This is a genomic window from Syntrophotaleaceae bacterium (genome assembly GCA_041390365.1).
GTDB lineage: Bacteria > Desulfobacterota > Desulfuromonadia > Desulfuromonadales > Syntrophotaleaceae > JAWKQB01.
Map to the genome: position 1 here is coordinate 1 of JAWKQB010000003.1, position 21,996 is coordinate 21,996.

Annotated in this window: 16 protein-coding genes and 1 tRNA gene; 3 read left to right on the forward strand and 14 right to left on the reverse strand. The window is 61.8% G+C overall.

Features of this window, described 5'->3' with window-relative positions; genetic code table 11:
- The 9 genes from R2940_12570 to R2940_12610 all read right to left on the reverse strand — a co-directional run.
- Positions 1 to 355: sigma-70 family RNA polymerase sigma factor (locus R2940_12570; GenBank protein MEZ4600614.1), on the reverse strand; the 355-nt coding region annotated here is incomplete at its 3' end.
- Positions 356 to 537: 182 nt separating this feature from the next.
- Positions 538 to 870, reverse strand: a complete 333-nt coding sequence (locus R2940_12575; protein MEZ4600615.1) for a hypothetical protein — start codon at positions 868 to 870, stop codon at positions 538 to 540.
- Positions 871 to 1,177: 307 nt separating this feature from the next.
- Positions 1,178 to 2,239: a hypothetical protein gene (locus R2940_12580; protein ID MEZ4600616.1), complete on the reverse strand. Its 1,062-nt coding sequence runs from the start codon at positions 2,237 to 2,239 to the stop codon at positions 1,178 to 1,180.
- The gene (locus tag R2940_12585) at positions 2,229 to 3,395 is read right to left on the reverse strand and encodes a hypothetical protein (GenBank protein MEZ4600617.1); all 1,167 of its coding nucleotides are present in this window, start codon (positions 3,393 to 3,395) and stop codon (positions 2,229 to 2,231) included. Before R2940_12585 ends, R2940_12580 begins: the two co-directional genes overlap by 11 nt.
- Positions 3,396 to 3,416: 21 nt before the next feature.
- Positions 3,417 to 4,091: a transcriptional repressor LexA gene (lexA, locus tag R2940_12590; protein ID MEZ4600618.1), complete on the reverse strand. Its 675-nt coding sequence runs from the start codon at positions 4,089 to 4,091 to the stop codon at positions 3,417 to 3,419.
- A gap of 233 nt (positions 4,092 to 4,324) precedes the next feature.
- Positions 4,325 to 4,756, reverse strand: coding sequence for a hypothetical protein (locus R2940_12595; GenBank protein MEZ4600619.1), 432 nt, complete (start codon positions 4,754 to 4,756; stop codon positions 4,325 to 4,327).
- Positions 4,753 to 6,369, reverse strand: a complete 1,617-nt coding sequence (locus tag R2940_12600) for a recombinase family protein (protein MEZ4600620.1) — start codon at positions 6,367 to 6,369, stop codon at positions 4,753 to 4,755. The genes R2940_12595 and R2940_12600 overlap by 4 nt, the downstream gene beginning before the upstream one ends.
- Positions 6,366 to 6,902 carry a DUF2924 domain-containing protein gene (locus R2940_12605; GenBank protein MEZ4600621.1) on the reverse strand — a complete coding sequence of 179 codons (537 nt, stop codon included), beginning with the start codon at positions 6,900 to 6,902 and terminating at the stop codon, positions 6,366 to 6,368. Before R2940_12605 ends, R2940_12600 begins: the two co-directional genes overlap by 4 nt.
- A gap of 67 nt (positions 6,903 to 6,969) precedes the next feature.
- On the reverse strand, positions 6,970 to 7,191 hold the full coding sequence (locus R2940_12610) for a hypothetical protein (protein MEZ4600622.1): 222 nt from the start codon (positions 7,189 to 7,191) through the stop codon (positions 6,970 to 6,972).
- A gap of 40 nt (positions 7,192 to 7,231) precedes the next feature.
- Between R2940_12610 and R2940_12615 the strand changes: the two genes are divergently transcribed.
- Complete coding sequence (locus tag R2940_12615; GenBank protein ID MEZ4600623.1) at positions 7,232 to 7,585, forward strand: hypothetical protein; 354 nt, start codon at positions 7,232 to 7,234, stop codon at positions 7,583 to 7,585.
- A gap of 115 nt (positions 7,586 to 7,700) precedes the next feature.
- On the opposite strand, the gene R2940_12620 is transcribed toward R2940_12615, so the two are convergent.
- Positions 7,701 to 7,776, reverse strand: a tRNA-Asn gene (locus tag R2940_12620).
- Between the two features lie 120 nt (positions 7,777 to 7,896).
- Complete coding sequence (locus tag R2940_12625; protein MEZ4600624.1) at positions 7,897 to 11,355, reverse strand: DUF748 domain-containing protein; 3,459 nt, start codon at positions 11,353 to 11,355, stop codon at positions 7,897 to 7,899.
- A 191-nt stretch (positions 11,356 to 11,546) separates the two neighbouring features.
- Between R2940_12625 and R2940_12630 the strand changes: the two genes are divergently transcribed.
- Both R2940_12630 and sucB read left to right on the forward strand, forming a co-directional pair.
- Positions 11,547 to 14,252: a 2-oxoglutarate dehydrogenase E1 component gene (locus R2940_12630; protein ID MEZ4600625.1), complete on the forward strand. Its 2,706-nt coding sequence runs from the start codon at positions 11,547 to 11,549 to the stop codon at positions 14,250 to 14,252.
- Between the two features lie 19 nt (positions 14,253 to 14,271).
- The gene (gene sucB, locus R2940_12635; protein ID MEZ4600626.1) at positions 14,272 to 15,426 is read left to right on the forward strand and encodes a dihydrolipoyllysine-residue succinyltransferase; all 1,155 of its coding nucleotides are present in this window, start codon (positions 14,272 to 14,274) and stop codon (positions 15,424 to 15,426) included.
- A 411-nt stretch (positions 15,427 to 15,837) separates the two neighbouring features.
- Here sucB and R2940_12640 read toward each other — a convergent pair whose 3' ends face one another.
- The 3 genes from R2940_12640 to R2940_12650 form a co-directional block, all read right to left on the reverse strand.
- The gene (locus R2940_12640) at positions 15,838 to 16,200 is read right to left on the reverse strand and encodes a molybdenum cofactor biosynthesis protein MoaE (GenBank protein ID MEZ4600627.1); all 363 of its coding nucleotides are present in this window, start codon (positions 16,198 to 16,200) and stop codon (positions 15,838 to 15,840) included.
- A gap of 71 nt (positions 16,201 to 16,271) precedes the next feature.
- A complete protein-coding gene (gene trxB, locus R2940_12645) occupies positions 16,272 to 17,255 on the reverse strand; it encodes a thioredoxin-disulfide reductase (protein MEZ4600628.1) in 984 nt (327 codons plus the stop codon).
- 75 nt (positions 17,256 to 17,330) lie between these two features.
- Positions 17,331 to 21,869: a glutamate synthase-related protein gene (locus R2940_12650; protein MEZ4600629.1), complete on the reverse strand. Its 4,539-nt coding sequence runs from the start codon at positions 21,867 to 21,869 to the stop codon at positions 17,331 to 17,333.
- Positions 21,870 to 21,996: the final 127 nt, after the last annotated feature.

The following is a 21,996-nucleotide window of genomic DNA, read 5'->3' on the forward strand; positions in this document are numbered from 1 at the left end:
GCAGGTAATCCTCCTGATCGATGGTCTCCATGCGCTCGACGGAGCCGCCTTCCTCGTCTTCCAAGCGGTCGTTGAGCGAACAATTGCAGAGCCGGTAATCCCGCAGGCCGGCCTTCCGCGCCTCGATGATGGTGGCGATCTTGTGTTCCACCACGCGGGCGATAAAGGTGTTGCGTTGGGCGCGGTCGGCGTTGTACTTGGGCAGGCGTTGGAGCAGGTCCATCAGCATCTCCTGCTCCAGGTCCTCGCGGTCAGACTCGGTGAAGCCCACCCGTCCGACCAGTTGTCTCGCCTTGTACTTGATGATCTGAACGGCATACTCGTCGATTCCTTCGTAGCGTTTGTCGAAACCCATCTGAGCCTCCTCGGGGCCGAGGAGGAGCTCGTGTGGGTGTCGACCTATGCCGGGACGACCGCTCTAAATGAAGCGAGCGGAGGTGTTGCGAGTACGCCGGTATCGGCGACACCCACAACGACCTCCGCTCTGCGGCCAGTCTGTTGTCTGGTGATGGACCGTGCTCTATGGCCGGGTCTGAATCAGACCCGGACCGCGTCCGCCACGGTCATGCGGACGGGCAATCCGTTGTCGATCATGAGTTCCTGGATCGAGAGCGAACGCTCCCGGTCGAAGACCTCGAACAGCTCCGCCACCTTCTTTTTCAGAGCGAAGCCGTCGTTGCCGCGGGATTCGTTCGGTCCGTTGTCCTTGCCGAACAGAAACAGCCGCAGCACGGTGGGCGGGGGATCGAAGACCGGCTCGCCGTTTTGGACGCGCAGTCCCTCGATCCGCCCGTAGTTGATCTCCTGCATCAGCTCGACCAGGCGTTTCCTGGCAGGAGTCAGGGCCGCCTTTGTCACGACATCCGTCATACCGGACCTCCTTTCGCGCACTTGGGCGCATCAACGAAAAGCCCCCTGGGAGGCGGGTCCGGCGAATGGACCTCCCAGGGGGCGTTCACCCGGATCATCCGGGCGTTTCTTCCAGGGTGAGGGTCTCGCCGGACCGTCACCCCTCTTTGGCGAAATTTCGATCAGAGGGGCGGAACGGCCCGGCACGTCGATGGCGATGGGCAGGAAAATGCTGAGATTTCAGGCGGATGCCTGAGCTACAGAGAGGAAACTTTTTTTGATTTTTTTTCCGGAGGCCCAGCGAAATTTCGCTGACTCGGAGAACAGACTATTCGTCGGGGGAGATGAGGAAGAGTGCCTGCCAGCCCTTTCCGTCATCCGTCAGGCGGAAGGGATCGCCTTCGATGCGGAAGAAGTCCTGCAGGTTGGCGGCGAGGAGTTCGCGGCGTTTCTGGTTTTTCCGGTCTGCCTTATTGCTGGTCCAGTCAAGAACCCCTCGCTCCTCGGCGAAGGTCTTGAGCAGATCCCATTGAACGGTGGGATCGCCGTTCTTCTTGTTGGCCATGCCCATCTGCGTGTAATTGAACACGCCTCCGGCCGTTTTCGCTTTGACCGAGACGGTATGCCCGTCCTTGAAGCGGATCGATACGTCTCTCCAGGTTGCATCCGGTGGTGTGGGGAAGAAGACCATGGAGTCTCCTTCCTTCGGCGATGGAAGATTGGAACTGCGGAATTGGGCCAGGACTTCATCGAGTGGACGAAGAAGCCGAAGTTGTCGCTTGTCACCGATGGCAACGCTTTCCGACAGGGACACGAAGCCAGACCGCTTGTCGGTCAGCCGCTTCTCCGCCTTCGCGGAGCAGAGTTCCCGTGTGGGAGACAAGAGAATGAACGGCGTGCTATTCCTCCCCAGGAGACCATCCACTGCCTCGCTGAAATCGTCGGGTTCGATCTGGATGGTCAGGTAGACTGGGAAACGGTATCCGGCATATGGAGAGTAAACGCCGATGCGCGTCGTTCCGGGAAGATCGGTTCCCGCGTCGGTTTCTGCGATCAGGTCGAAGACCTTGGCGAGCGCCGTGTCGAGAGTCGGACGATCCAGCTCATAGACCACGATGTCGGATCGCTGCAGGACAAAAGTCTCGCATCCACGTTCGCACCTGCAGACGGCGACAATGTCCTCCGGACCGTGCACGACCACTTCGTGCTCACAGCCACAGCCGCGTTGAACCATGCAGGGATGTGAAGACGCCAGTTTGCCGTTCGGACGAAGGAAGGCCTTCGCCGCCCCATAGTCGTTCCCGAACCGGGCTTTCCACTCGGCATCCACCGCGGCCACGCCGGGGACGGTTTCAAGTGCCTGCCAGAATCCGGTCGGTCTATTCCTCACCGTCTTCCTGCTCGGCGAGGATGAATCCGCGCTTGGTGAGCCAGTCTTCGACCACGGCGGCGTCGCTGTCCCTGGTGTACTGGGCGATGTTCGATGGGCGGATGGTCACGGTCCGGGCCGTCTTGGAGTCGGTGAATTTCACCTGAAAGCTCGCCCGGATGATCCGTGCCTTCTGGGGCATGGTGCGGCCGCGCCCGGCGTAGGCGGCGAACACGTCGTTGGCCTTGCGTATCTCGGTCTCCTTCTCCGCGCCGCCCCAGAAAAACTGTATCTCCTTGAGCCGCACCCACTCCATACCGTCCACGTCCGTGCAGACGACGGAGGCATCTCCGTCGGTCCGGAGCGGCTCGAGCGTGTATTTGCCGGTCTCAGGGAAGAAATCCTCCTTGTTGAACACATGGCGGCCGAACTGCCGGCGGAAGAGGTCCTTTTCCCCTTTTCCGCAAGCATGCATTCGGATCTCACCGATGGTCGGTTCGTAAACCAGCACGTCGTATTTCTCTGGACGGTAGAAGACGCTCGAAGCCTGACCGCCGTCGAGGCTGCCCTCACGCCGCAACGGATCACCGTGACGCACCAGAAACCACACGGAATCCTTCTTGGGGTAAACGAAGACCTTCGATCCCCGTCCGCGCTTCTTCTTCTCGAACCAATCGTCGAGGTCCTTTTCCAGAGCCACGAGCGCTTTCGCTGTCGGCGGTTTGAACTTGGGGATCGGATGCGTATCGGTCTGAAAATACTCGAAGGACCGGGGCTTCAAGAGGTACTGCTCGGCGTGCTTGCGCTCGAGAAGGTCCTTGTTCTGCAGGTAGACCTGAACGGCCACGTCGGCCGCGGTGGGGTCCGGGTTCCCGTCGAGAGAGATGCCGTTGTTCTCCGCCTCCTGTAAGAGGACGTCCATGGCTTCGGGCGTGGCCATCTCATGCACGAAGTAGAGTGCGTCGAGCAGGCCCTTCGGCGTGTCCGTATCCGGGTTCATGAGCACATTGACGAGTTGGTCGTAGTCGATGCCGTCGGAGGCGGACGGCGGCGGCAACGTCAATCCTCTGCCGTCGAAGTAGGGCTTGTGAGGGTTCAGCAGAGCCAACAGATGTTCACGCGCGATGGCCTTGAGGCCGTCGGCATGGGCAAAACGCCTGAGATTGTACGTCGCCATTCGTTCTTTCCTCCTTGTTCTTTATAGCCAGGCCCTTCCCGGCGTTTGCGTTTCCGAGCCGGGCCGCCTGACTGCGACGACCTTGCCGATGATGCGCAGCCCGTCGTCGGGCCCCACGGGGATCGGTCGATGCTTCGGGTTTTCCGGTCTCAATTCAATTCTCTCGCCGCGGATATAAAGCCGCTTCACCGTGGCCTCGTCCTCCAACAACGCGACCACGATGTCACCGTTCTCCGCCACGGGCTGTTGTCGCACCACCACCAGGTCGCGCTCCCGGATTCCGGCGTCCACCATGCTGTCTCCGGTCACTTCCAGAGCGAAGCACCGGCCTGCCCTGGCGATCCCGCCTTCGACCAGCACCTCTCCGACGATGTTCTCCTCGGCCAAGATGGGCTGGCCGGCCGCCACCCGGCCGACGATGGGGACGGCCACAAGATCGGGGATGTCGTCCTCGGGTTCGCGGACAATCGCAATTCCACGAGCCTTCCGGGGTTCGCGCTTCAGATAGCCCTTGCGGACAAGCTGGCTCACCTGGCCGTGGGCGCTGGCGTGCGATATGCCGAGGATGTCCGCGAGTTCCTTCATGGTCGGGGGGAACCCCCGCCGGTTCGTGAAGAGGCGGATCTCCTTCAATGTACGGCGTTGCGGCTCGGTTATTTCCTGAACGGGGCGTCTGCCTCGCGGTCTTTGACTCATGTGTATCCTCAACCATCCAAATGGCTTATTTATGAACGCCAATGGCCGCAGGGCCCGGTCAGGGCAAACTACGGCCACATTACAGGCTGATATTATACGACCTGATAGGCATCAGGTCAATAGAAAAAATGTACATGAATCAGGAGGTTTGGGGATTGCCGGCGGGGATGAAAAGAGAGATCGGTGATCGGACGGGTGGATAGAGAGGCGGCCGGTTGCCTTGAGCGGGGGCGTCAGCTCATCCGCTCGGCGGTCAGCTTCGCCCACATCTTTCGTTGACGCGACCAGTGGGGAACTGCGGCAATGGGACGGACCTCTTTCTCCCGAAGCCGGTCACGCCCCTTGACCGTCCGGGGCAGGAAGAGAATCGCCTCTTGGATGTCCGGGGCCAGGTTGAGCAGGTTCATGATCTGGGTGATGCGTGCGCGCGTCACATAGCCGAGCCTGGCCAAATCGGCATAGTCCCGCACTTCGCCGCGCCGGACCAGTCCGTCGAAGCGGATTGCCAATGCCATCAGCTTCGAGATGCGGGGCAGATTCCCCGGCTCGATGGTTCGGTCTACCTCGTGTGGATGGTTGTCGCTTTTCCTGCGGTTCTTGGGTTTGAAACTGAAGGAGATCTCCAGCCGGCTCAGTCCCGTTCCGTCGGATGCGGTATTTTTCATGCGGACACCTCCCGACTGCGGATGTCGGCCTCGCTGCACAGCGCCTTGAATCCCGCTGAGCGGAAAGTCACGGTCACTCTACCGTCCCGCCCGTCATAACCGACGCGCTCGACGAGGAGTCGGACGATCCGTGATTGTTCTCGGGGGGACAGTGCCTCCCAAACCGGGGAGAAGACCGCCAGCGCCCGGGCCATATCCCCTTCGTCAACGGTTTCTCTCTGGATGGCGATGACCTCTTCGCGTATGGTGGTCATCCGCTGTTCTATGGTTCGAATCTGATCCTGAAGGTCGGCGAGTTGGTCCATGGCCGCCCCTCCGTTCGAGGCGGCGGTGAAGGACTCGCTCACCAGCTTCTGCACTCTGGTGTGCAGCCGTTTGAGTTCACGTTCGTGGCCGCGTTGTTCGGTTTCCAGTTCCACCATGCGCTTGCCGCTCTCTTCCCGAACCTTTGCAGCCGTCGCTGCGATGATTTCCTCATTCCTGCCTATGCCTCGGATGTGCTCGACCACCGCGGTCTCGATCTCGTGCGCGTTGAGCGACTTGGTCGGACAGGACGCCCAGCCTCGTTGTTGCGCGTTCAGGCAGACGTAGTAGCGATACCGTTTGCCGTTGTCCTTGGCCGTGTATGTATGCACCATCCCCGTGCCGCAGGGAGCGCAGTAGAGAATCCCCTTCAGGAGGGCTCCGTACTTGTTGCGCACCTCCTTGCCGCCGGTGCTGCCGTTCCGCCGGAGAGCATCCTGCACCCGCTGCCAAAGATCGACGTCGACAATTCCGTCGTGTTCGCCGTTGTATATGGTTCCCTTGTAATCGACCTTGCCGGTGTAAATCACGTTGGTCAGAAGCCGGAAGAGGCTGTTCTTGGTGAAAGGCTTTCCGCCGCGCTCCTGACCCCTCTTGGTGATCCACTGCTTGTTTTTCCAGCCGCGTCGTTCGATTTCCTGAACGACAGGGATCAAGGCTTTGTGCTCCAGGTAGAGCTGGTACATCCCCCGGACCTGTACGGCTTCGTCCTCGTTGACGATCAACCTGCCGCCTTTCGGGTCGACGTCATACCCGAGAACCGGCATCCCGCCGACCCACTTGCCCTTGCGCCGTGCGGCGGACATCTTGTCGCGGGTGCGCTCCGAGATGATCTCCCGCTCGAACTGGGCAAAAGATAAAAGGATGTTCAACGTGAGCCGCCCCATGGAACTGGTCGTGTTGAACTGCTGGGTGACCGAGACGAAGCTCACGGAGTGCTTGTCGAAGAGCTCCATCATGCGGGCGAAGTCCAGAAGGGACCGGCTCAGACGGTCCACCTTGTAGACCACCACGCAGTCGATGCCGCCCGACTCGATGCCGGCGAAGAGCCGCTTGAGGGCGGGCCGCTCCATGTTGCCGCCGGTGAAGCCGCCGTCGTCGAACCGATCCGGGATGCACACCCATCCCTCGTGTCTTTGGCTCGCGATATAGGCTTCCGCGGATTCCCGCTGGGCGTCGAGGCTGTTAAACTCCTGCTCCAGCCCCTCGTCTGTGGACTTGCGGGTGTAGATGGCGCAGCGGATCGTCCCGTTGGTTCTTGATGCCGACTCCAGGGCTTCTCCCCGGCCGTGGTTATTGTTTCTGCTCATTCGTTCCTCCTCTCGGGTTTGCGGCTCCCGCCCTTGGTCGCGGCATCGGCGATACCGAAGAAGAGGAACCCGTTCCACTTGCTCCCGGTGACCTCCTTGGCGATGGCTGAGAGGGACTTGTACCGTCGGCCGTCGAACTCGAAGCCGTTGTCGAGTACCTTGACCACAATGTCGCGGCCTTGGAACTCGCGGGCGAGCAGAGTTCCGGGCAGCGGCAGCCTCGGGTCGTGCGACGGGGATATGCGGCTGGTCGCCGTTCTCGCTTTGACCTCGGCGGAACCCGAGGCGACCGGATCACGCGGAGACCGCGTTCTCAGGTCGGCGTCATTGGCCAGTTCCTCAGCCCTGCGCCGGGCCCGCTCCGAAAGGTCACCCTCCGCCAGAGCCTGAATGCGCCAGGCGATTCGCTTGCGAAGAAACTCCTTATGGTAGGAGCGGGTCTCCTCCCCAAAGACCTCGAGGTACTTGTCCCGGAGTTCTCCGACGGTCATCCGGGAGAGCCCCTGGACCTCTTGATACGTTGTTGCTTCCATCCGAAACCTCCTTTGCTTCATGGGCTTCGCCCTGCGGGCGGCCCGTCCGCACCGCAATCTCAGGGCGTTAACTCGTGAATGAATGAAGGCTTCGGTGGCCCGGAATATCAAGGCGTTTCTCCGTAAACGCCTCAGATTCTTCAACTTGCGCTACATGCTCTGCCCCACTGCCGGAATCTGGGGCGATTCGGCGTCCGTTTCGATGGCGCATGTAGCCTCTGGCCAGGATCGTGGCGATCTCCGATATCACCTCTTCAAGTGAGGTGGGGACGTGTTCGTTGTCCGGCATCCGGTCCTCCTTTTGCGGGAGGCCGAGGAAGGGTTCCGTCATGGATGCCGCGGGACTGGATAGGCCGGTCATTGAGAAGGCCGTTGGAGCCCGTTCGACACCGCCCGAGGGCGATGTCGCCGGCACCCACAACGGTCTCCGATCTCACGGCTGTTTCCGCTGTCTGGTAATCCGCTTGCGCCGGACCCACTGGTCCGGCTTTCGGCAGATACCTACCGGAGGGGAGTTCGAAATGTCGAAACGGGTGTCCGGATGCAGCCGGGCTGTTAAACAAGGCGGGTCGAAAAACGGAGAACGGGAGAATTCGGAGAGGACATTTGCGGTGAGCGCCCGCAACCCCCAGGGTTGCACCCAGTCCCCGGACTGCGGGCTTCGAAATGGAGAATCAGGATAAATGTGCGGGCGGGCGTAAGTCGGCGTGGGCACGCCGGAAACGACGAGACCCCGAGGGGATCACCCCACGGGGCCTTGCGTTAAATAAGAACCGCTGAAATCAGCGGATGGATTTTTGGCTCCCCGGGCAGGACTCGAACCTGCGACAAGGCGGTTAACAGCCGCCTGCTCTACCGACTGAGCTACCGGGGAATTTATATCGCTCCAGCTCAAGCGATGGGCTGGATTATACTGACGCTGCTTAGTATGTCAAGGGTTTTTTCAGCGGCAACCAACCCTTTCCCCCGCCCCTGCCCCGGCCTCTCAGATGACTCAGATCCCAATCTCCGCCCGCGGTTCGGCACCCTCGGAGCGGTCCACGTCGGGAGCGCACTGGACCAGCCGCTCGGGTCCTATCCCCTGTGCTGTGAGATAGTCCCTTACGTTTTCACCCCGCCTTCGTGCCACCTGCAACAACTCTTCTTCGGAGGGATCACCCTCTTTGTCCGCGGGCACGGCAACGCCACAGACGATTATGGTCACCTGCGGCCGTTTCTGTAGCCTGCCTGCCACATCCCGGAGGTGTTGACGGTTTTGTTCGGAGAGTTGCGTTTGGCCCGGGTCAAAGGACACCGGCTGGAAGCGCAGCTCGAAGACCGGTTCCAGAAGCAGCTCCTTGCCCAGCTTGGCTGCCAGTCCCAGGGGGGACAGATAACCGAGCGCCGCCGTCCGGATCCCCTTGAGAATCGCCCTTTGAATCACGTCTGAATAATCGAAATCGGGATCGGTAATGGTCCCGCTGACCGGGATATTCAGCTTGATGACCCCGTCGCCATCGCGCAGCAGGGCAACCCCGGTGTGCAGGCTGAAGCCGAGCAAGACATTGATCTCCTGACGGGTTGCCGGATCGACGGCATCCAGATTCAGCTTGGTCATTTTCCAGTCCGTCTGGGCCTCGAGGCTGCCTTCCCGCACCTGGATGTCCGCCATTACGTCCAGATTGCCGCTCTTGGCCGCATAGCCGAAAAGCTTTTCCGTATAGCCCGTGAGCTTGGTCATGTCGAGCCCCTCGATCTCCAGCAGCAGATCCATGGACGGCTTGTCCTGCAGCGAGAGAAGCCGGCCGTTAAGGCGCAGATTGCTGTAGCGGCCGAATTTTCCGTCCATCTGCAGGGGACTCGGCCGGCCCTCCGCCAGGTTCAGATCCTGTATGCCGATGTTGAACGGCTGCAGCTCCAGTTTGACGAAAGGATCCACGCTGCGGTCGAGATAGCGGAGGCGGCTGTCCCCGCCGTTGATGTCGAAGCGCCCCATGCGCAGGCTCAGCGGCTTTTTGTCCTCCTCTTTTTCTTTCGGCAGCCATTTGCCGAAGGGGAAATCCCCATTGGCATCCCGGACCAGAATTCCCTGAAGTTTCTGAACACTGCATTCGGCCACAGCCAGATCGCGGGGTCCTGCTATCTGCAGATTTTCCAGCTCGGCCCGCTCGCCGTTTAAAAAGAAGAGATTTCCCACCTCGGTTTCTCCGGGACGCTCCAGCAGCTGCATCCCGGCGATTCGCAGCCGCTCGGCGGATAGGTTGTCCGCGCCGGTCAGGCGCATCCCGTCTATCTCCATGTTCCGGAGAACTGCAACGTCAAGCTCCTTGTCCCGCTCCCGCAACTGCAGAGAAGCCAGCCTCCCGCCCCCCTGCAAAAGGAAGGGGGCTCCCTGGGGCACGGCGTCTGTTCCCAGGGCAAAATCCGCGCGGATTCGTGCCTTTTCTCCCCGCAGCCCCATTCGGGCCTCGGGCAGCACCATGGAGAACTGAGGAACCTCCACCTCCCCATCCGCAGTGAAGGTCGGCTTTCCGGCCGTTGGTCCACCCCCGATAGTTGTTGTGAAGAAAGTGTTTCCGGTCCAGTTCAGAGCAACATCCCGAAAACGCATCCCTCCGACTTCGCCATAAACCTGGGTGGCCAGGATCGATCCCTTCATCCTCAGATCCAGGCTCCCCTCGGGCCGCTGGTAGGCACCTTCGATTGTTGCATTGAGGCTGAGGAGGCCGTTTTCAACGTAGGCCTTTTCAAGAAGATAGGGCTGGACCAGGGAAACGGGCCATTGAAAAAGGGTGGCCCGGCCCTCGAAGGCGATCTTCTGGTTGGAAACCTGCGCCTCGCCCTTGAGGGACAGGGGGTGGCCGTTGGCCTCCAGGGCGATATCCAGCAGCGCCGGCTGCTCGGTTTTGGCGAGGGTATCAAAGTTCCTGACATGGATCTGGAGCGGATCGATATCCAGGCGCAGAGCCGGTTCCAGACTTCGGTCCCGGATCAAAAGGCGGCTGCCCGTGCCGATATTGACGAATCCGAGACGAATGGCCGGCCATTCGAATTTCTCTTTCGGCTTTTTTTCAGCGGGCATCCTCCAGGGGGACAGCACGACCCCCTGTTCGTTCCGTATCAGCAGCGCGCCAAGATTTTGCGCCTGCAGACTCTCCAGGATCAGGGGCCCGGCGCCGCCGTATTTCAGACCTCCCGACTCGACATGGGCGGCCTGCAGATAGAACGGAAGGGGTTTCATTTCCGGCCGCTCGAGCAGCCGAAGGTTGGATGCGAGCCCCTGTTCCAGGGAGAAGGACTTGAGCCCCCGCGTCTGCAGTCGATCCAGCTCCAGGCGATCCCAGGAGGCCATGATCAGGTTCCTGGCCCTGTCGGACAGGGAGATGCGGCCGGTGGTGCCGGTGAGATCGAGCAGAAAACCGGCATCGGTGGGAACCTCGGGGGTTCCCTTTTGAAAAGACAGATCCGCGTTCGCTTTTTCCGCATAGACCGCAAGGTCCCGCTCGACAAGCAGCAGGTCGAATCCGGAACTCTCAAGGGTCCCTTCCGCAGCAAAGAGGGGCGCCTCCTGATTTTGCAGAGAGACCTCCATGCGGCCGCTCCAGGACAATTGGGTGTTCTTGACGGCCACTTTCGGCGTCCGGCCCCTGGCCTGTTCCAGCCGGACGCTGCCGGCGACCTCCATCTTTATCCCGGCCTTCTCCGGCAGATAGCTTCCATCGGCCTTGATATCGGCGAACAACACCCCTTTTTCCACAATCAGGCCGGCTTCCCGGAACCACGGCTGCATCCAGGAAGGATGAACAGCGTCGACCTTCACCTGAAGGTCGAAGGACGGCTGGTCGGCGAAAGGGCTGGCCTGCCCCTGGAGGAAGAGAGTGCCTTCGGCGACCTTCAGCCGGGCCCTAAACGCCCCGGCTTCTTCGGGTTTCCATTGGGCCATGGCACCAATGTGCGCCTCCTCCACCAGAATCTCTTTGGTGAAGCTTTCATCCAGGTAACGCACCCTGACGTTATACAGGTCTACATCCTCGAAACCGAAGGCCCAGCCTTTCCCATCCTTCTTCTGTTTTCCTGCCGCATCGTCGGTGCGGATTCTGAGTCCGCCGATATAGAGTGCCTCAGGGGTCCGTCGTACGGTGACCACGGCGTCGCGAAGATTGATGCTGGTGAGTTTCAGATTCTGCTCCAGCAGGGGCCACCAGCCGATCTCGAAACTCGCCCGCTCCCACCGGATGCGCCCGGGGGCTTCCTCCCTCTGGGCGATCAGGGTGTGCACCACGAGCTTGCCGGTCAAAGGATTGAAATCGACATTCTCGATCTCCGCCGAAATGCGCCCCTGACGCTCCAGCCAGCGCTCGAGAGCGAAATGGATGCCCCTGGGAAGAAAGATCAGTCCCAGGGCGACGAGGAGCAGCAAACCTGCCAGCGAACCGATCAGGACCGGATGACGGCGAACAAAGCCGAGAGCCATGCGTTCTGTCCTTGAAAAAAATGGTTGTCGTCTTCTTGAAAAATCTATCATAAACAAACTCTTATACCATCCCTGCCCCTCATCCCCGGAAAGCCTTTTTCTTTGCGCGTCTTTGGTAAATTGCTATAATTACTGAAATCTTGCGGCAGGATATTTGCCGCTATCTTTTTCCGCTTCCCCACGACAGCGCCATGGCCCTGAAAAACAATATAAGTCCCCAATGGATAGAAGCCCAGTACCTGCTCTGGCGCAAATCACCGGACAAACTGCCGCCGGACTGGCAGGCCTTTTTCAGCGGCTATGAAATGGGCCGGGAAACCCCGGCGGAAACAGCTCCCGCCGTCTGCCTGACGCCCGAGATGGCCGCCAAACAGTCGTCGGTGGACGCACTAATCTACCGTTACCGGGAGATGGGTCATCTGCTCGCCTGCACCGATCCCCTCTCCCCCTGCCCGACGGAACACCCGCTTCTGGCCCTGGACCTTTTCGGTTTGGAGCGAAAGGACCTGGATACCACCTTTCACCTGCGGAGTTTCCCGGTCCCCGCGGCCCCCCTGCGGAATATCATCGCCCTTCTTCGGCAGATCTACTGCGGTTCCATAGGCATTGAATACATGCACATCCAGGATCCGGCCGAGAAGGAATGGCTCCGCGAGCGAATGGAGACGACGGAACAGGGGATCTGTCTGGATCGCGAAGACAAGCTGACGATCCTGCGTAAACTGCAGGAGGCGACCCTGTTCGAGTCTTTCCTGCACCGGCACTTTCTCGGCCAGAAACGTTTTTCCCTGGAGGGGAGCGAGGTGATGATTCCGGTCCTCGACCGGATTCTGCACCGGGCGGCCGGGCTCGGCATCCGCGACGTCGTTCTCGGCATGCCCCATCGGGGACGGCTCAACACCCTCGCCAACATCTTCAGCAAACCGCTGGAAGCCATTTTCGCCGAGTTCGAGGACAACCTGGAGTTGGAGTTCGTCGGCGAAGGTGACGTCAAGTACCACCTCGGCTTTTCCACCGATCTGGACCTGGAGGAAGGGCCCCTGCACCTGACCATGACCTCCAATCCCAGTCATCTGGAAGCCGTCGATCCGGTGGTCGAAGGCAAGGTGCGGGCACGCCAGGACGCTTTCAGCGAGGAGGGGGATAAAAAGGTGCTGCCGCTGCTGCTGCACGGCGACGCCGCTTTCGCCGGCCAGGGGATTGTGGCGGAGGTGCTCAATCTGAGCCAGCTCGAAGGCTACCGGACGGGGGGGACCCTGCATATCGTCATCAACAACCAGATCGGCTTCACCACCGTCCCGGAAGATGCCCGTTCGACCCATTACGCCACCGATGTGGCCAAGATGCTGATGGTGCCGATTTTCCATATCCATGGTGAAAATCCGGAGGCGGCCATCCGCGCCGTGGAGATGGCCCTCGACTACCGGCAGCGGTTCGGCCGGGACGTGGTGATGGAAATCATCTGCTATCGTCGACAGGGGCACAACGAGGGGGACGAGCCCTACTTCACCCAACCCCTGATGTACGAAAAAATCAGGCAGCGGCCGTCGATGAGCGAGATTTACGCCCGGCAGTTGATGGAGGAAGGGGTCGGGGAGGATCTCGTCGAAAAGCAGGCCGCGGCGATCCGCAAGCGGCTCGACCAGGCTTTGGGCGGCGAGCGCCGCAGGCCGCAAGCCGGTTTCGAGGGGAAGTGGGGCCGCATCGAACGGGACTTCGCACCCTGGGACGAAAGCACTGCCGTTGCCGAAGAAAACCTCCTGGAGCTCGCGGATGGTCTGGCTCGAGTTCCCAAGGGGTTCAACATTCACCCGCGGGTCGAGAAACTGTTGCGGAACCGGCTCGAGGCGGTTCGAGAGGACAGCGGCATCGACTGGGCCACGGCCGAAAGCCTGGCTTTCGCCTCGTTGGTGACCGAAGGCCATACCGTCCGGCTCTCCGGGCAGGACAGCCGACGGGGCACATTCAGCCAGCGTCACGCGGTCCTGTTCGATACCGAAACCGGCTCCGAATACACCCCGCTGACCAATTTTCCCCAACAGGCACCGTTTTCCGCCTTCGACAGCCCACTGTCGGAAGCCTCGGTGCTCGGTTTCGAATACGGCTACTCCCTGGAAACCCCCGACGCCCTCGTCCTGTGGGAGGCCCAGTTCGGCGACTTCGCCAACGGGGCCCAAGTGATCATCGACCAGTTTGTAACCAGCAGCCTGCGCAAATGGAGCCGTGCCAGCGGCCTGGTCCTGCTGCTGCCCCACGGCTACGAAGGCCAGGGCCCCGAACATTCCAGCGCCCGCATCGAACGCTTTCTGCAGAGCTGCGCCGAAAACAACCTGCTGGTCGTCAACCCGTCCACCCCCGCCCAGTTTTTCCATCTGCTGCGGCGGCAGGTGAAGCTTCCTTTCCGGCGCCCCCTGGTGGTCTTCACCCCCAAGAGCCTGCTGCGCAACCCGCTGTGCCGTTCCCGGCGAAAGGATTTGACCGACGGGCGGTTCCGGGAGATCCTGCCCGCCGATCAGGCGCCGGAGCAGGTCACCGACATTCTCCTCTGCTCCGGAAAAATCTATTTCGATCTGCTCGACAAAAAGGAGCAGGAGGGCTGCAATCATGCAGCGCTGATCCGCATCGAACAGCTCTATCCCCTGAGGGCCGATCTGCTCAAGCAGGCCGTGGCTCCCTTTGGCAAAAAGGCCCGGCTTGCCTGGGTCCAGGAAGAACCGAAGAACATGGGGCCCTGGCGTTTTCTCGCCCCCCGGCTGGCGGAGATTCTCGGCACCTGTCCCACCTATATCGGCCGGGACGAGGCCGCCGCACCCGCCGGAGGCAGCCACCGCTGGTTCAAACAGGAACAGGAGGAGATCCTCCGAAGGGCCCTGAACCTGAATTCATCCGGCAACTGAGCCGACAAAGGAACCTGTCATGGAAATAAAAGTCCCCGAAATCGGTGAATCTGTCTTCGAGGCGGTCCTGGCCAAATGGCACAAGCAGGACGGTGTCGAAGTGGCCCGGGACGACCTGCTGTGCGAACTCGAAACGGACAAGATTACCCTGGAACTCCACGCCGAGGAAGACGGCCTGGTCTTCCACAAGGCCGCAGAGGGGGAAACGGTGGAAGTCGGCCAGGTGATCGCCGTACTGGAGGAGAAAGGGGACGGGAAAAAGCCGGAGCCGGAGAAAAAACCCGAACCGCAGAAGAAGCCGGCGGTAACGAAAGAGCCCGAGGGGCAAAAGGAACCCGCGGAGAAAACCGGGAAGAAAAAGGAGCCGGAGCCGGCACCGGAAAAGACGCAGGCCAGACCGGAAGCGGAACCGGCGCAGCCGGCCAGGGAAGAACCGGACGCCGCCGAAGCACCCACGCCGGAACCATCCGAGGAGGGCCGGATCACCCGCCGTCCCCTGACCCCGATCCGCAAAAGGATCGCCGAAAGGCTGCTTGCGGCCCGGCAGCAGACCGCCATGCTCACCACCTTCAATGAGGCGGACATGAGCCGGGTGCAGGAACTGCGCAGGAAATATCAGCGCTCCTTCCAGGAGCGGCACCAGGTCAAGCTGGGGCTGATGTCCTTTTTCGTCAAGGCGTCGGTGGAGGCTCTGAAGGAATTTCCGGAAGTCAACGCCCGGCTGGAGGAAGATGCCGTCGTCTACCAGCATTTCTACGACATCGGCATCGCCGTCAATTCGGAGAAAGGGCTGGTGGTCCCGGTGCTGCGGGACGCCGACAAACTGCACTTTGCCGAAATCGAACGGGGGATTCTCGACTTCGTCGACAAAATCGACAGCAACCGCCTCGACCTGGCCGACCTCAAAGGGGGCACCTTCACCATCAGCAACGGCGGCGTCTTCGGTTCCCTCCTCAGCACCCCCCTGCTGAACCCGCCCCAGTGCGCGGTACTCGGCATGCACGCCATCCAGGACCGCCCGGTGGCCCGCAACGGTCAGGTGGTGATCCGACCGATGATGAACCTGGCCCTGAGCTACGACCACCGCCTCATTGACGGCCGCCAGGCGGTACAGTTCCTGAAGCGGATCAAGGAACTGGTGGAGGAGCCGGAGGAGATGTTGCTTGAAGCGTGAAGCGTGAAGCGTGAGGAGTGAGGAGTGAGGAGAGGAGTGAGGGGTGAGGGGTGAGGGGTGGCTCGTGGCTGATTTTGACTTTGCCTTGCCTTTGCCGTCAACTCCCCTGTGACGCAGCCGGAGAGGAGCGGGCGGCGGGCGAAAAAGGCGGAAAAACTGTCTGAGGGCGCGAAAGCGACCGAGTTTTTTTCCGCCCGCCCGACGTCTGCTCCGCGCAGGGAACCCGCCGCAGGCGGGCAAGGAGCCGGGGGGCCCTTTCTCTGCTTACTCTCTTTGGGCAAGCAAAGAGAGTAAGTCGTCGTGCGGGGGCGAAACCCCGCGGTGTTAGGGGACGAAACCCCGCGGTGTTAGGGGATGAAACCCCGCGGTGTTAGGGGTCGATACAAGGGCGGACACGCAGGTCCGCCCCTACTATGCTTTTACCTCGCTCTTAGTCACCGCCTCAGCCTTGATCCGCTCCAGCATTTCGGAAAGGACCGGTTTGACATCTTCCCGCACTGCGCCGGCCACAATAATGAACAGCAGGTCGTCGCCGGGGGTGAGTTTGCCTTCGCAGGCCTCGGCCATCACCCGGTAAATCCCCGGCCGCTGTTCGTATTCCCGGCACAGGGCGGCAATTTTATCATGGTCGGCCTTGACCTCGACCGCCGTCACCTCTTTGCCGTCCCCCCGCGACCAGCCCCGCACCACCCCGTTATGAATCAGCATCATGCCGACGTTCCTGCTGAACTCCGGATCGCTCTTCAGTTCGGCGATCGCCTTGTTGATATCCATAATTACCTCCCTATGGTTAAAATTCAGAAGGCACAGAATACCGGCAGGAACGGGCTTTTGCCAGCCTTTTCTTAGCGGATCAAGGCCCGATCGCCTCCACACTGACGGCAATCGGCATCCTCCAGGCATTCCAGATAGCGCTGGGACTGGATGGCCGCCATGCAACCCGTCCCTGCCGCCGTGACCGCCTGGCGGAAAAACGGATCCTGCACATCCCCTGCGGCGAAGACACCGCAGACGCTGGTTTCGGTGCCGTTGCGGGTCACCAGATAGCCCCAGTCGTCCATCTCCAGCTGCCCCCTGAACAGCTGAGTATTGGGAATATGACCGATGGCGATGAAAATGCCGTCGCAGGTCAGATCCTCCTCGACGCCGGTTTTCAGGTGTTTAACCCTCACTCCGGTCAGGCCCTTCGAGGTGTCCCCATGCAGTGCGGTCACGACCGTATCCCAGCGAAAGCCGATGCGGCTGTTGGCCATGGCCCGCTCCTGGAGAAGGGGACCGGCGCGCAGCTGGTCGCGGCGATGCACGACCGTCACCCGCCTGGCGAATCGGCTGAGGAACTGGGCATCCTCCAAGGCCGTATCCCCGCCGCCGACGACCAGAACCTCCTTGCCCCGGTAGAAGTAGGCGTCGCAGGTGGCGCAGACCGAGACCCCGCGGCCGTAGAGTTCCTTTTCCATCGGCAACCCCAGCATGCGGGGAGAGGCGCCGGTGCAGATGATCAGGGATCGGCATTGATAGAGCCTCTCGTCGGTCCAGAGGCGGAAGGGAGTCGAATCCAGATCGACCCGGGTGACGGTGGCCTCGATCATGATCGTGCCGAAATGCTCCGCCTGCTTGCGCATCCGGTCCATCAGCTCGGGCCCGTCGATCCCCTCGGGAAATCCTGGGAAATTTTCCACCAGGGTAGTGCCGGTCAGCTGCCCGCCCGGCTGGCTGCCGGAAATGAGCAGGGGGCAGCAGTTGCTGCGGGCCGTATAGATGGCGGCGGTATAGCCGGCAGGGCCAGAGCCGAGGATGATCTGGTCGTATATTTTGTCGCTTTCCGGCATGCAAGGGCTCCTTTGTAGTGAGATGGGACCTATAAGTCTGATGAGACTTATGGGACCCATGCCGTTCAAGCTTAACTACTCGGTTGCTGTCGGCGGCTCCGGAGTACCGAGGGCGACGATCTTGACAAAGCGATTTTTGACGTCCGTGCGGACCTGTTCGACCCATCGGGCCTCCTCGGCCTGATGGGAGTAGAGCAAAGCCCTTTCGTACTCCCGCAGCAGCCGGTCCAGCTCGGGCAGGTCAGCGTCTTCGAGCTCGCGAACGGCCACCTGGGCTCCCTCGGCCAGGCGTCGCTGCAGTGCCTGGCAATTCATGCCCATGGCTTCGTCAAGATGGCAGTAGACCGTTCCGCCGGTCATTCCGGAGCAGAGCCAGGGGCCGGGATCGCCCAGCACCACCACCCGGCCGGCGGTCATGTATTCACAGGCGAAGCCCTTGAGGTTGGCCCGGCCGGCCAGATTCCCGGCGCCATCGTCCAGGGGCCGGCGGATGCGTCCGCCGAGGACCACTTCGGCTCCCGAGAGGCGGATGCAGGCGCGGCTGTCAGCATCCCCCTGGACCAGGAACAGTCCGCCGGTGGCGCCATAGGCCAAGCCCTTGCCCACCGAGCCGCCGATACGGCGGCCTTCCCGGCTGATCCCCTTGAGAATGACGATCTTACCTCCCGTCGCCCCCTTGCCGACTCCGTCCTGAGCCGCCCCCTCAACCCGGTAATTGATCCGTGGGATGTTGAAGGCCGCCAGGCCGTTGCCCGGAATGGCGCTGCGACGGAAATGAAGCAGCACCCTCTTGCGATCGTCGAGGTAACCTTCCTGCAATCCCCGGGTCATGGCGCCGGCCAGGTAGGTGCCGATGGCGCGGTCGCTGCTGGAGGCGTTGTCATCCTCGTAGCGGATCCGGTCTTCGGGTCCGTCGAAGGCCTCGGTCACCAGACTCGATATCAGTGAGGTCAGATAGTTGAGGGGCTTGCGGATGATCCTCACGTCGGTGACCGAACGGCGCGGCAGGCCGGCCGAAACCGGGGCCAGCAGTTCCTCAAGGTCGAGCCGGTCGAGCCCGCGGCCCTGCCGCAGCAGTTCGGCCTTGCCGACCAGATCGCGGGTGCGACGGAAGCCGAGGCGGGCGGTCAGGGTGCGGATCTCTTCGCCCAGGGCGCGGAAGAAGGTCGTTTCGTAAATGATGCCGTTTTCCAGCACGCGGGGCACGAAACGCTTCAGGCCGGTTTTTTCCGCCTCCTCAAGGGTCTCCACCTGGGTGGCGATGCCGACATGGCAGGTGCCCAGATGGCATCCGCGGCAGGCGGTGCAGCCGACCACCACCATCGGCAGAGTGCCGAAGCCGACCCGGTCGGCGCCCAGCAGCATCATCTTGACCACGTCGCGGCCGGTGTGCATGCCGCCGTCGGCCCAGATTTCCACCTGGTGCCGCAGACCCGCCTCGGCCAGGGACCGGTGGGCGAGGCGGACTCCGATCTCCGCCGGAAGGCCGACGAACTTGATGGCGTGGCGGCGGGCCGCTCCGGTGCCCCCGTCGTAGCCGCTGATGGTGATGATGTCGGCGCCGGCCTTGGCGATCCCCAGGGCGATGGTGCCGATGCCCGCCACCGCCGGCACCTTGACCGAGATGCGGGCCCGGGGATTGGCGGTTTTCAGCTCCTCGACAATCTGGGCCAGATCCTCGATGGAGTAGATGTCGTGGTTGTTGGAAGGAGAAATGAGGGTCACACCGACGGCGGAATGACGCGCCTCGGCGATCTTTTCCGTGACCTTGAAGCCGGGCAGATGGCCTCCCTCGCCCGGTTTGGCGCCCTGGCCGACCTTGATCTCCAGGATATCCGCCGAATTCAGCAGGTTCATATGGACGCCGAAGCGGCCCGAAGCGACCTGCTGGCCGCGATTGTGCCGGTATTGGCCGAGCATATCGGGGATTTCTCCCCCCTCCCCGTTCATGCAGACGATGTTGAGCCGCTTGGCCGCCTCGGCGTAGATGCGGAAAGGCGTCTCCCCCTGGCTGCCGAAACTCATGGCGGAGAACAGAATCGGCAGATCGTGGGTGCCGACGGAGGCGTCCACCTCCTTCGGATCGATGGTCAGTTCTTCGGTGAAAACGAAGTCGAGCAGGTGGCGCAGGGCCAGCGGGTTCTCTCTTTTCAGCTGACTGATCAGCCGGGACAGATCGTTGTAGTTGGCCTCCATCTTGGCCACTTCGCCGACCATCTTCCAGATCCGGGGGTAGAGACGGAACTGATTGACCACCGGTTCCTTGCGCCGGCTGCGGCCGACCCGGTTCCGCTCCCGGCCGTCCCGCTCCAAGGCAGCCAGGGTCAGCCCGCCCTTTTCCGAACCGCAGAAATTGACCACCTCGAAAATCTCCGCCAGTTCCGGCGCCAGGCCGATGGAAGCAAAAAAGCGGCCGTAACCGTCCAGTTCGTGGGTGCCCATGGTCGACATGACCTTCTCCAGCCCCTTGGCCTGGACGGTCACCAGATGGCGCAAGCCGTCGGGGTGTTCGTCGGCCAGCTCCCACATCAGGTAGGGGCAGAGGGCGTCGGCGCCCATGGCCAGAGCGAAAACAAGGTCGTGCAGATTGCGCAGGGCGCCGGAGCGGAGCACGAGGGAACAGCCGCGGCGCAGGCTCTCCCCCTCATCGTCCCGACATTCCCGCAGGGCCCGATTCACCCGGACGGTGGCCAGCATCGGGTCGATCCAGCCGCAGCCCGGACCGAAAGCCCGGCTGTCGTCGAGCAACAGCAGGGAGGCTCCCAGACGGGCGGCGGTCAGGGCCTCCTCCTCCAGTCGCTTCAGGGCCGCCTCCTGAGTTTCGTTGCGGCGAACGGCACAGGTCAGAATCCGGTAGCGAAACCGCCCGGCCGAAAAGTGGGCCAGCAGCCGCTCCAGGGTCACGGTGCCGAATTCGGCGGCCACAGCCCCATCTTCCTGCTTCGGCCCCAGCCTCCGGCCGCCGGCCAGCAGCGGCAGCTCGAGCTCCAGCGCCCGCCGACCGCGCCCGCCGAAACGGGGCCGCGGACCGAGGAATACCCGGGTGGAAAAATGTTCCGCCTCCCGCTCCCGGTCGATGGCGGGGTTGGTGACCACAGCCACCTGCTCCTTGAAATAATCCGCCAGGTTCTGCCTGGTGACGGCCAGGGCCGCCAGCGGCCCGTCATACCCGAGAGAGGCGATAGGATCCTGGCCTTTGCCGGCAATTTCCTTAAGGTTGCGCAGGTCGCTGCTCTTCCAGCCCAGCGCCGAGAGCAGATTGTCCCGCAGCAGTTGCCGGCTGCTGTCGACAGGAAAAGCTGCCTGCAGTTCTTTTTCCGGCAGCTCCCGCCCCTTTTCCAGCCATCGTCCCTGATCTTCGGGATGAATCTTGCGGCGAAGCCGCCGCAGGATCTCTTCCCGCAGCTCCTCGTGACCGAAGACCCGTACCGGTTTTCCCGCAGGGCCGTAAAGACCGATCTTCTCTCCCGGAGCCAACGGTTTGGGATCGGCTACGATCTCCTCCTGGGGCACCACCCCGACCTCCGAGGAGATGAAGTAATCCCCTTCCGTCTCGCCGAACCAGAGGGGCCGCAGCCCCATGGCGTCCACGCTGAAGACGCACTGATCTTCATGCCTGGCGATCACCGCCGCCGGGCCCTGGGCGCTGGCCGGAAAAAACCGGCGAAGAAAGGTATAGAGCTGGCGCTGTTCGGCAGGCATGCTGTCGATCGTGTTGAACACCGGCGGGAACACCGTTTCCATGGCCTCGAAAAGATTCAGGCCGCGGCGATGGATCAGCCCCTCGAGGATCCGGTTGACATCCTGGGAATCGCTGCCTCCCACGGGCAGAAAGATGCCGAGCATCCGCGCCTCTTCCCGGAGCCGGTCAATGGTGTTGATCTCTCCGTTATGTCCCAGCAGGCTGAAGGGCTGGGCCCGCAGAACGTTGGGCAGGGTATTGGTGGAAAAGCGGCTGTGGCCTATGGTGACGGCGGACAGGAAATCCCGTCGCTTCAGATCGGGATAGTAGCGGGGCAGCAGCTCGGGGGACCCGAGAACCTTGTAGGAAGCCACCCGGTGGCTCAGGGAGGCAACATGAACGGGAAAATCGGTTTCCAAAGCGACGGAGGCTTCATACAGCCGGGCCGCCAGAGGGTCGCCGTCATCCCTCCACAGGGCCAGCTGCCAGAAGAAGGGCTCCACCCTGCGGGCCCCGCTGGACAGAACTTCGCTTCGCACCGGACAGGCCCGCTCCAGCACCACCTGAAACCCGGCGCTGGAAAAAAATTTCAGCAGCCGGCGGCGCAGGTCCGATCCTTCCGCACCCTGGTCGCCCGGCAGAAGGAGATGGGCCACCGCAAAAGCATCAGCTTCTGCCATTGACGGATTGAGCCCGGAAGCTTCCAGCAGTTCCCGCCACAACAGCCGGGGTATGTCGGTCAGAACTCCGCAGCCGTCCCCCTCTCCGCGGATTTCCCCCGCCCGGTGGCCCATCTTTATCAGTGCGTCGATGGTTCGCTCGAGGTTGCCATGGGTGGGACGGCCCTGTTTCTTGATATAGCTTATGATCGCACAGGCATCCCGTTCGGCCGGGTCCTGGACGACCATCGATGGATGGAGATCCTGCTTCATGAAAAATCCTTTCCAGCTCCGATTGAACCCCTTGATGCGGCTAAGTCCGCGGTATGTTTCATTATAACCGATCACTCCCTTACCGGCCACCAACGGCAAAGGGCGGAGAACATTTCGTTCTCCGCCC